Origin of the sequence: Aquimarina besae (assembly GCF_042434905.1) — a bacterium.
In the GTDB taxonomy this organism is placed as follows: domain Bacteria; phylum Bacteroidota; class Bacteroidia; order Flavobacteriales; family Flavobacteriaceae; genus Aquimarina.
This window is the reverse complement of sequence record NZ_CP170199.1, coordinates 5,129,630-5,140,829: the sequence shown is the minus strand read 5'-3', so window position 1 is coordinate 5,140,829 and position 11,200 is coordinate 5,129,630. Positions and strand designations below refer to the sequence as shown.

Annotated in this window: 9 protein-coding genes and 1 tRNA gene; 8 read left to right on the top strand and 2 right to left on the bottom strand. The window is 34.5% G+C overall.

Annotation, left to right across the window (positions count from 1 at the left end):
• Nucleotides 1–267: 267 nt before the first annotated feature.
• Entirely contained in the window at nt 268–1,410 is a 1,143-nt protein-coding gene (locus ACE94K_RS22820; protein ID WP_378178112.1) for an acyl-CoA dehydrogenase, read from the bottom strand.
• Nucleotides 1,411–1,847: 437 nt separating this feature from the next.
• Between ACE94K_RS22820 and ACE94K_RS22815 the strand changes: the two genes are divergently transcribed.
• The 8 genes from ACE94K_RS22815 to ACE94K_RS22780 all read left to right on the top strand — a co-directional run bounded on the left by ACE94K_RS22815 (nt 1,848) and on the right by ACE94K_RS22780 (nt 9,894).
• On the top strand, nt 1,848–3,074 hold the full coding sequence (locus ACE94K_RS22815; protein WP_378178110.1) for a Glu/Leu/Phe/Val dehydrogenase dimerization domain-containing protein: 1,227 nt from the start codon (nt 1,848–1,850) through the stop codon (nt 3,072–3,074).
• A 26-nt stretch (nt 3,075–3,100) separates the two neighbouring features.
• Nucleotides 3,101–4,570 (top strand): sodium/proton antiporter NhaB, encoded by a 1,470-nt coding sequence (gene nhaB / locus ACE94K_RS22810; RefSeq protein WP_378178108.1) that lies wholly within the window; start codon nt 3,101–3,103, stop codon nt 4,568–4,570.
• Nucleotides 4,571–4,656: 86 nt separating this feature from the next.
• Entirely contained in the window at nt 4,657–5,343 is a 687-nt protein-coding gene (locus ACE94K_RS22805; protein WP_378184352.1) for a MotA/TolQ/ExbB proton channel family protein, read from the top strand.
• 1 nt (nt 5,344) lies between these two features.
• Complete coding sequence (locus tag ACE94K_RS22800; RefSeq protein WP_378178106.1) at nt 5,345–5,737, top strand: ExbD/TolR family protein; 393 nt, start codon at nt 5,345–5,347, stop codon at nt 5,735–5,737.
• Between the two features lie 3 nt (nt 5,738–5,740).
• Complete coding sequence (locus ACE94K_RS22795) at nt 5,741–6,640, top strand: energy transducer TonB (protein ID WP_378178104.1); 900 nt, start codon at nt 5,741–5,743, stop codon at nt 6,638–6,640.
• A 212-nt stretch (nt 6,641–6,852) separates the two neighbouring features.
• A complete protein-coding gene (locus tag ACE94K_RS22790) occupies nt 6,853–8,070 on the top strand; it encodes a bifunctional folylpolyglutamate synthase/dihydrofolate synthase (protein ID WP_378184350.1) in 1,218 nt (405 codons plus the stop codon).
• Nucleotides 8,071–8,153: 83 nt separating this feature from the next.
• A tRNA-Val gene (locus ACE94K_RS22785) sits at nt 8,154–8,228 on the top strand.
• 565 nt (nt 8,229–8,793) lie between these two features.
• Nucleotides 8,794–9,894: a DUF2652 domain-containing protein gene (locus tag ACE94K_RS22780; RefSeq protein ID WP_378178102.1), complete on the top strand. Its 1,101-nt coding sequence runs from the start codon at nt 8,794–8,796 to the stop codon at nt 9,892–9,894.
• On the opposite strand, the gene murF is transcribed toward ACE94K_RS22780, so the two are convergent.
• Nucleotides 9,886–11,163 (bottom strand): UDP-N-acetylmuramoyl-tripeptide--D-alanyl-D-alanine ligase, encoded by a 1,278-nt coding sequence (gene murF, locus ACE94K_RS22775; RefSeq protein WP_378178100.1) that lies wholly within the window; start codon nt 11,161–11,163, stop codon nt 9,886–9,888. The two genes, ACE94K_RS22780 and murF, sit on opposite strands and share 9 nt — an antisense overlap.
• Nucleotides 11,164–11,200 lie beyond the last annotated feature (37 nt).

Here is an 11,200-nt window from a genome sequence, read left to right as displayed (position 1 = left end):
TGAAATTAATTTTAACTTCTGTTTTAAAACTTTTATAGCTTTTAAAAAAATCAGCATATGTCACTTTACTAAATATTTATACTGATCTATTTCACTAATTTATGTCAATAATTAATAAGGATGATAAGTTTTAATATATACTAGTTATATTGTATTTAATTTGTTTGATAAGAATTGAACTTATTTACAGATCGGTGAATTAATAAAATAAGAAAGCCCAAATTGTGTAAACAATTTGGGCTTTCTAATAAGAGAATTTTTAACTAATTAATCTCTAAGAATACTTCTGGAAATTACAATTTTTTGTATTTCACTAGTACCTTCATATATCTGAGTGATTTTAGCATCTCTCATCAATCGCTCTACGTGATATTCTTTAACAAAACCGTTTCCTCCGTGAACTTGCACTGCTTCAATAGTAACATCCATAGCAGCTTGCGAAGCAATTAATTTAGCCATAGCACCGGATAGGTCGTAGTTTTCGTGATTGTCTTTGTCCATTGCAGCTTTATAAACTAGCATCCTTGCAGCTTCAATTTGTACGTGCATATCTGCTAACTTAAATGCAATGGCTTGATGGTTCATAATTTCTGTCCCAAAAGCTTTACGAACTTTAGCATATTCTTTTGCTAATTCGTAAGCTCCTTGAGCAATACCCAATGCCTGTGCAGCAATACCGATACGACCGCCAGCTAATGTTTTCATTGCAAATTTAAATCCGAACCCATCTTCACCAATACGATTTTCTTTAGGAACCTTTACGTCATTAAAAATTAAAGAATGTGTGTCACTACCTCTAATTCCTAACTTATCTTCTTTAGGTCCTATTTCAAAGCCTTCCCATCCTTTTTCCACAATAAAGGCATTGATTCCACGATGTTTCTTTTCTTTATCTGTTTGGGCAATAACTAAATAATAATCCGAGGTACCTCCATTGGTAATCCAGTTTTTGGTTCCGTTAAGGATGTAATGATCTCCTTTATCAATAGCAGTCGTTTTTTGCGAAGTAGCATCACTACCCGCTTCAGGCTCAGATAAACAAAAGGCTCCAATAGACTCTCCTGTAGTTAGTTTGCTAAGATATTTTTCTTTCTGTTCTGGTGTTCCATAGGTGTCCAACCCCCAACATACCAAAGAGTTATTTACAGAAACGATTACTGACGAGGAAGCATCGATTTTTGATAATTCTTCCATAACAAGTACATAAGACAGTGTGTCCATACCACCACCACCATACTCCGGTGATGCCATCATACCTAGAAAACCTAGTTCACCCATTTTTTTGACTTGTTCTGCCGGAAATTCCTGCTTGTCGTCTCGTTCAATTACTCCAGGTAATAATTCAGCCTTTGCAAAATCACGAGCGGCATCTCGTATCATTATTTGTTCTTCGGATAGTTTAAAGTCCATATTTAATCCTAATTTACTGTGCGTGCATAACACGCGAATTCAACTTTTTGATGAAAATAAATCGAGATAAGTTCGATATTTTTATTAATTCTACAAATATAAGCTATAATATAATAGTTTTGATGTTTTTTTTGTTTTTTGGGATTTTCTCTTGACACTTCTAATTTTATCATAAATGATATTGAATTATTTTTAATTCTTATAAACTTAAGTAGAATCGATTGCTTAAGTTTTTTTTGAATTATTATTTTTTTAATTTAAGCTTTTGCCCTATTTAGTTTTTTATATTTGTGAAGTCCTTGCAAGAGGTCATTTTCAATTTATTAAAACATATTTTATGAGACAGCACTAACTCCGGTATGGAGTAAGATTAAAAAGAAATTATAATGAGATATGATCTTGTAAAAAGAGTGTTTAGATAAGTTGAAGTTTTAAAAATGAAAGAATTACTAAAAAAATACGAGAATAAAGCTCCTGAAATAGTTTTTAATTGGAAAGATTCAGAGACAGAAGCAGAAGGTTGGACAGTGATAAATTCGCTGAGAGGCGGAGCAGCTGGTGGTGGAACAAGAATGCGCTTAGGTTTGGATATGAATGAAGTACTTTCTCTCGCTAAAACTATGGAGGTGAAATTCACTGTTTCGGGTCCTGAAATTGGTGGTGCAAAATCCGGAATTAATTTTGATCCTAACGATCCACGAAAGAAAGGAGTGTTAGAAAGATGGTACAAAGCAGTTTCGCCATTGCTTAAGAGTTATTATGGAACTGGTGGAGATTTAAACGTAGATGAAATTCACGAAGTAATTCCTATAACGGAAAATTGTGGGGTTTGGCATCCACAAGAAGGAGTTTTCAATGGACATTTTCAACCTACAGAAGCTGATAAGATAAATAGGATAGGACAGTTGCGCCAAGGAGTGATAAAAGTATTAGAGAATACAACGTTTTCTCCGGATGTTTCAAGAAAATATACGGTGGCTGATATGATTACCGGATATGGTGTTGCAGAAGCCGTAAGACATTACTATGACATATATGGAGGCACTGTGAAAGGAAAAAGAGCTATAGTTCAAGGTTTTGGTAACGTTGGATCTGCAGCTGCTTATTACCTTTCAGAAATGGGTGCAAAAGTGGTGGGTATTATTGATCACGCAGGAGGCTTAATTAATGAAAAGGGTTTTTCCTTTGAAGAAATCAAAGAGCTTTATCTAAATAAAAAAGGGAATAAGTTATTTAGCGAGACCTTGATTCCTTTTGAACAATTAAATGATAGAATTTGGTCGCTTCAAACAGAAATATTTACACCTTGTGCTGCGTCAAGATTAATTACAAAGGATCAAATTACTCAAATGATTAATTCGGGACTAGAAGTGATTTCTTGTGGAGCAAATGTTCCTTTTGCCGATAAAGAGATATTTTTTGGTTCTATCATGGAGTATACAGATGAGCAAGTAAGTCTAATCCCTGATTTTATTTCGAATTGCGGAATGGCAAGGGTATTTGCTTATTTTATGGAAAGAAGAGTGTTAATGACTGATGAAGCCATTTTTAATGATACTTCGCAGACTATTAAAGATGCAATACAAAGAATTTTTGATAAGAATAGTTCAAAAACCAATATAAGCAGAACTGCGTTTGAGATAGCATTCAAACAATTGGTATAATTATAATATAAATAATAGCGTATACTATGTTTAAATATTTTCTGGGCAATAGTCCAAAATGGTTTAAAACCGTAATGATTAGTTTTTTGGTGCTCAATGTTGTTGTCTATTATGTCAACCCAACCGTTTGTGCCTGGTTGTTTATTGCAGAATTTATTTTTACGCTAGCCATGGCACTAAAATGTTATCCACTGCAATCTGGTGGGCTGTTAGCTATAGAGATTCTAGCACTAAACCTTACGACACCAAAAAATGCATACCATGAAGTAGATCAAAATCTGGAAGTGGTTTTACTATTAGTATTCATGGTAGCAGGTATCTATTTTATGAAACCTTTGTTGATGTATATTTTTAGTAAAGTCTTTACTAAGATAAAATCAAAGTTAATATTGTCTATGTTGTTTGTATTTCTGGCAGCAATATTATCTGCTTTTTTGGATGCTTTGACAGTGACAGCGGTACTCATCAGTGTGGCGGTAGGTTTTTATGGGGTGTATCATAAAATCCATTCTATGCCGGCCTCAGATTTTGATCATGATGGTACTTTGGATAGAAAAGAGTTGAGCGGAGAAACACTAGAGCAATTTAGAAGTTTTTTACGAAGTTTAGTGATGCACGGAGTAGTAGGAACCGCTCTTGGAGGAGTTTGTACATTGGTTGGTGAGCCTCAGAATCTGTTGATCGGAGAAAGAATGGGATGGGATTTTATACAATTCTTTGTCAAAATGGCTCCAATAACATTACCGGTATTAGTATCAGGATTATTAACGACTGTGGTCTTAGAGCTTACCGGATGGTTTGGTTTTGGTGCAAAATTGCCTGAGGTAGCTCGACGAATTATTGAAAACTATACGGATCAAGAAGATGCAAATAGGTCAGATAAATCTAAATATGGTTTAATTGTACAGGGGATATCGGCTATTCTGCTAATTGTTGGTTTAGCATTACATTTGGCTCCCGTTGGGTTTATTGGTTTGGCTTTGATAATTGTTCAAACAGCTTTTATGGGTATTACCGAAGAGCACCAATTAGGAAAGGCTTTTGAAGAGGCACTTCCATTTACAGGTCTACTAGTGGTTTTCTTTGTAATTGTAGCTATGATCCACGATCAACATCTTTTCTCGCCAATAATCGATTGGGCATTAACATTAGATCCCGCTAAACAGCCATCTATGTTTTATGTAGCAAATGGATTGTTGTCCATGATCAGTGATAATGTATTTGTAGCAACAGTATACATCGGAGAAGTTAAGCAAGCATTTGATAACGGCGTGATTACTAGAGAACAATTTGAGAAATTAGCTATTGCAATAAATACAGGAACAAATTTACCAAGTGTTGCAACACCTAATGGTCAGGCAGCGTTCTTATTTCTGTTGACCTCTTCTTTGGCTCCTCTAATCGGTTTGTCATACGGAAGAATGGTAAAAATGGCATTGCCGTACACCATCATACTTGGTGGAGTAGGCTTACTAGGAATAATTTATGTGCTATAAGCACAATTAATAATATACTTAACCTATAGAAATAACGTTAGTATACTAACACTAAATTAACAAGAATACATATGACCCATTTATTAATGCTTGGTACGTTAGCCCAAAATACCAAAGAAATTGATCCTGAAGCAGAAGAAAAAACTTTATCAATTATTGATTTATTGCTAAGTGGAGGAACTGGTGGAGTAGTAATTATAGCTATTCTTTTTGTACTGTTATTTGTAGCAGTTTATATTTACTTTGAAAGGATTTTTGCAATCAAAGCAGCATCAAAATATGATGAGAGCTTTATGCATCAAATCAGAGATAACGTGGCAAGTGGTAAAATTGAAGCAGCAAAAATTTTATGTGCACAAACAAATAATCCAGTTGCCAGATTGACAGAAAAAGGAATTTCCAGAATAGGTAATCCCTTAGAAGACATCAATAAAGCTATTGAAAATGCTGGTCGATTAGAAGTGTATAAACTCGAAAAAAATGTAAGTATCCTAGCTACAGTGGCGGGTGCAGCACCAATGATTGGGTTCTTAGGTACCGTAATTGGTATGATTTTAGCATTTCATAACTTAGCATCAAGTTCAGGAAGTGCTGATATGGGAACTTTGGCAGAAGGTATTTATACGGCAATGACAACAACGGTTGCAGGACTTGTAGTAGGTATCGTGGCATATATCGGGTATAATCATTTGGTGGTTAGAACAGATAAAGTAATACATCAGATGGAAGCTACGGCTGTTGATTTCTTAGACTTGTTAAACGAACCTGCTTAATATGAATTTAAGAGGAAGAAATAAGGTTAGCCCAGAATTTAGTATGTCTTCTATGACAGACATAGTGTTTTTGTTATTGGTGTTCTTTTTATTAACATCACCAACAATCACTCCGGAAGCTTTGGATTTAATTTTACCAAAGGCTAAAGGAAAGAGCTCAAACGTTCAGAATATATCCGTTAGTATAACAAATAAGTTGCAATACTATGTGGATAATGAGCGTATCAGTCAAAGTAGATTAGAATCTACCTTAAAATCTAAGTTAGCGGGAACTAAAGAACCTACGATTATATTAAGAGCAGAAGAAGGAGTACCGATTGAGAAGGCGGTAGGAGTGATGGATATTGCAAACAGAAATAAATTTAAAGTAATCCTGGCGGTAAAACCAGAATAACAAATGCTGAAATTAGATACAAGACATAAAAAGAAATCATTTATAATCACGACTATATTGCACGTGGCTATCATCTTTTTATTGTTTTATCTGGGGTTAAGTTATCTTGATCCAAATCCTGAAGGAGGTATTGCGGTTAATTTTGGTACTACGGTTACTGGTTCCGGTGACATACAACCTAAAGAAGCTATTAAATCATCGCCTAAACAAACTACTCCAGAACCAACCCCTGCTACTCCGGAGCCAGAACCGGAAACTCCCGAAATTACAGAAGAAGTAGTTACACAGGATGTAGAGGATGCACCAGTGGTGGAAGAAAAACCTAAAAAAGAACCTAAGAAAAAGGTTGAAAAACCAAAAGAAAAACCTAAAGATAAACCAGAAGAACAAAAAGAGATAGAAAAACCAATTGAAAAACTTATCGAAAAGGTCGAAGAAAAAAAACCAGATCCAAAACCGGATAAATCAACATTGGATATATTAGATAGTTTTTCTAACGGGCCTAAGAGTGATGGAAAATCTAAAGGAGGCGAAGGAGATGATAATAAATCTGGAGATAAAGGTAACCCAAACGGAGATCCTTATGCTACCAGCTATTACGGGCAGCCAGGCCCAGGAGGTACGGGTGGTGTAGGATATGGACTTAATGGTAGAGGACGCCCTACAAATTCAAAGGTGGTGCAAGAGTGTAACGAAGCTGGAAGAGTAGTTGTGAAAATCGTTGTGAACAGAGAAGGTCGTGTTATTCAAGCCACTCCGGGTGTAAAAGGAACTACCAATAGTGCAAAATGTCTATTAGATCCCGCAAAAAAAACTGCATTGACTTTTAAATGGAAACCAGATCCAAAAGCTCCAGTCAAACAAATAGGGTTTGTAGAAGTAACTTTTGGTCTAGGAGAATAATTTATCATATGTCTAATAGAATTTTAGTTTTTTAAATTTTCTTAAAAACTAGATCTTTCCTTAATTTTAAGTTTTAACAAAATTGATTACCTAAAAGATCTTCAGAGTTTTATCTACATAATGTTGATTAATGAGATATCAGAATTGGGTATGAGATATTTATACAGTTGTAAAAGAAATAGATGCTTATAAACCCTAAACACTATAAAGACATCGAATATCAAGAAACTATAGAATGGATGTTTGCGCAATTACCGATGTATCAGCGTCAGGGAGCAAGTGCCTATAAAACTGATTTAACGAATACGATTAAGCTGGCTTCATACTTGGGTCAACCCGAAACAAAGTTTAAAAGTGTTCACGTGGCGGGGACCAATGGTAAAGGATCGACAAGTCATATGTTGGCTTCTGTTTTACAAGAATCCGGATTTAAAGTAGGTTTGTATACATCCCCTCATTTAAAAGACTTTAGAGAACGTATTCGGATAAACGGAAAAAAAATCAGTAAGGATTATATTATAGACTTTATAAAAAAGCATAAAGGCTATTTTGAGGTGAATCAACTTTCGTTTTTTGAGATGACTGTGGGATTGGCATTTCAATATTTTGCAGACCAGGAAGTAGACATAGCAATAATTGAAGTAGGTTTAGGTGGCCGTTTGGATTCTACCAACATTGTTACGCCAGAAGTTTCTGTAATTACGAATATTGGCTTGGACCACACTCAATTTCTTGGAAATACACTGGAAAAAATTGCTGCTGAGAAAGCGGGTATTATTAAAAAGAATATTCCTGTAGTAATAGGAAGGTCAATACCGGAAACGAAAAAAGTGTTTTTAGAAAAAGCATCATCTCTCCAAAGCGAGATTTTTTTCGCAGTAAATTATAAAGAGATGATGGTTGAAACAGACCTGAAAGGCAGTTATCAAAAAGAGAATGTAAAAACTGCACTACAGACAATTTCAATTCTACAGAAAAAAGGATGGGAAATAACTCAGACCAACATTCAGAATGGTCTTAGAAAGGTTGTAATTAATACAGGTTTGTTAGGAAGATGGCAAATCATACAAGAAGAACCAAAGGTAATATGTGATACAGCACATAACGAAGACGGTTTACGATCGGTGATGAAACAATTGTCTAATCAAAATTATGTGGATCTTCACATAGTTTTGGGCGTTGTGAATGATAAAGACTTAAAGAATATTTTGCCCTTATTTCCAACCGAAGCTATTTATTATTTTGCGAAACCTGAAATTGCCAGAGGTTTAGATCAAGAAATATTGAAACAAGAAGCGTTAAAATTTAATTTAAAAGGGTTTTGTTATTCTTCAGTAAAAATTGCGTACCAGACTGCCTTAGAGGCAGCTAGCAAGAGGGATTTAGTATACGTCGGAGGCAGTACATTTGTAGTTGCAGAAATAATTTAATTTTTCTTCGAAATTCTTTTGGTAGACTGCAAAACTGTGTTATATTTGCATCCGCAATCAGGAATAAGGGTTGTGAAAAAAGAGGGCAATTAGCTCAGCTGGTTCAGAGCACCTCGTTTACACCGAGGGGGTCGGGGGTTCGAATCCCTCATTGCCCACAGGAATTTAAAAAAACCGTTCATTTTACTGAACGGTTTTTTTATTTCCGATATTATGGGCCAGAATCCGGATCAAGATTAATTGTTGTGATATTCGAATATTTAGCTTTGTTGTTTTTTTGGTTTTGAAAGCTTACTAATTTTCTTCTTAGTATTTCTTAAAAATGCCTTACTTCCAAACTTTTTTCTTCGCAAACCGGGACGTTGTATGTCATCTTTATTTTTCATTTGTTTATTCTAAAATTACAGATCAGTTTTATGGCGATTGTGTCTCCTCCTTAGTAAAGGAATTAAAGATATGACAATTAATAACAAATCAAGAAAATAAAAGATATTTCTCAAAAGCAGGATGATTAATTGTTAATAGGTAATAGTAACGTCTTATTAGTTTTATGTTTATTTTTAAGACCTGGAAGTAACTATTAAGATCTCGATTTACTTATTTTTAAATCTACTGATCTTTTCAATGCTTATCAGAAATCTATTTGCTAAATTATTTATAAATGTATCAGGTCTTGGTTAGAAATCATTAGATTTATAAAGGATCATCATACAACGCTACTTTATGGCCACGTCTTTACTCTTTATTCCTGATATATCTGGCTATACACAGTTTGTTCAAACCACAGAAATTGAACATAGTCAACACGTGATTGCAGAGCTATTAGAGGTATTGATTAAGGCAAATACTCAAAAATTGAGATTGGCAGAAGTAGAAGGAGATGCCCTGTTTTTCTACAAAGAAGAAGAAGTCCCTTCGCAAGAAAAACTATTAGCTCAGATAGAAACTATGTTTACTGCTTTCTATAGTCACTTAAAGTTACTAGAAAAGAATCGTATTTGTCCTTGTAATGCTTGCGCTACAGCCGCTAATCTTCAGTTAAAAATTATAGCACATTGCGGGGAGTTGCAATTTATCACCGTGCAAGAAAAACGAAAGCCTTTTGGTCAAATAGTAATTGAATCTCATCGACTGCTTAAGAATTCGGTTTCTAGTAATAACTATGCGTTGCTAAGTGAAAGTTTATCCCAGGGTATTGGAATTCCAAGTGATTATAAATCCACGTTATTTGATTTTTCTGTAAATGAGGATGTTTATGATGGGAAAAAGATTAAATATCTTTTTTCTGAGGTTGATAAAACGAAATTAAAACTAACCTCTTATGAAACTCCTTACGAAATAGAGTTTAATTGTTCTCCGGGAATAGTTATAGAAAAAAATTACGATGTTTCTGCGCAAGAGTTGTTAGAATACATTACTAATTATAGTTATCGGCATTATTGGGTGAAAGGTGTGGATAAGTTTGAATATGATCCTAACGAAGTAACACGATTGGGAACAGAGCATGTATGTGTAATTGACGGAAAAAGGTTAAATTTCATAACCGTTACAAAAGCGGTCAAATCCAACCAATTAGTATATGGTGAGCTTACGACAGATGTTCCAGTGGTTGATTCACTGCATCAGTTTTATATATTCGATATAATATCAGAACACTCTTGCAGATTGATCATAGAGATGTATCCTCAGGCCAAATCAATTTTAAAGAAAATACTATTGTCATTGTTCATAAAAAGAGCGCTTAGGAAATCTGTTAACGAATCTTTAGAAAGTCTTTCCGCTTTTATAGAAACGAAAGCTCATATACCAAAAAAATTAAAATAACTCTAAAACACGTTCCAGTTTCATGCCACGTGATCCTTTAATCAAGATAGCACCATGAATTTGAATAATGGGTTCTTTCTCTCTCAGATCCTCAAAAGTCCCATACTTTTTGATGCGCTTATCCTTAGTTATTGTATTAAAAAAGTTCTGACCAATAAGATAAATTTTATCAAATGATGTTTTAGATAATTCGTCTGCAATTTTTTGATGTTCTGAGTAAGCAGTATCTCCAAGCTCAAACATATCACCAAGAAATACGGTTTTATTAGAATATTCTAATTGTTGGAAATTTTCGATAGCAGCACTCATGCTGGAAGGGTTGGCATTATAAGCATCCAGTATGATAGTCGTATTCTTTTTTTTGATGATCTGTGATCGATTATTATCCGGAATGTAAGATTCTATTGCTGCTTTGATTTGCTCTGGCGTAATCTTAAAATAATCACCTATTGCTATAGCCGAAGCAATATTGGTAAAATTATATGATCCAATAAGATGGCTGTTTATGATATAGTTCTTGTAGCTTACACTTACCATAGGATTTGCAGCTTGTAGCCGTATACAGAGATCAGTTTTTAAATTTTGAGAAAAAGTGAATGCTTGCATTCCTTCTGCTGCTTTGCGTAGTTTATCGTCTTCTTTATTTAAAAAAATAAGCTTGTCGTGGTTTTTTATATGTCGGTAAAGCTCAGTTTTTCCAATAAGGACGCCTTCTAAACTTCCAAATCCTTCAATGTGCGCTTTTCCGATGTTAGTAATATATCCAAAATCCGGATATGCAATATTGCATAAGAATTCTATTTCCGTCTTGTGATTTGCTCCCATCTCAACAATACCTATTTCGGTATTTTTATTCATAGAAAGTAAAGTGAGGGGAACGCCGATATGATTATTTAAATTTCCTGCAGTAGCGGTGGTGTTATATTTTGAAGACAGTACGCAGTTTATCAATTCTTTTGTAGTGGTTTTACCATTGCTTCCAGTTAATGCAATTATTGGGATTCCTAAATGTCTTCGGTGGTATGTCGCCAGGTTTTGTAAAGTCTTTAAAACATCATCAACCAAAATATATTTATCCGAAACTTGAAACCTCTTATCATCTATTACGGCGTATGAAGCTCCTGTTTCAATTGCTTTTTGGGCATAAGTATTGCCATCAAAATTAGATCCTTTTAAGGCAAAGAAAATGGTGTTGGTCTTGATTTTTCGCGTGTCTGTACTAACACCATCACTCTTCAAGAATAATTTGTGTATTCCTGCAATGTTCATCTGATATGATTGTATTAAAAAGCCCTGCACATTAATA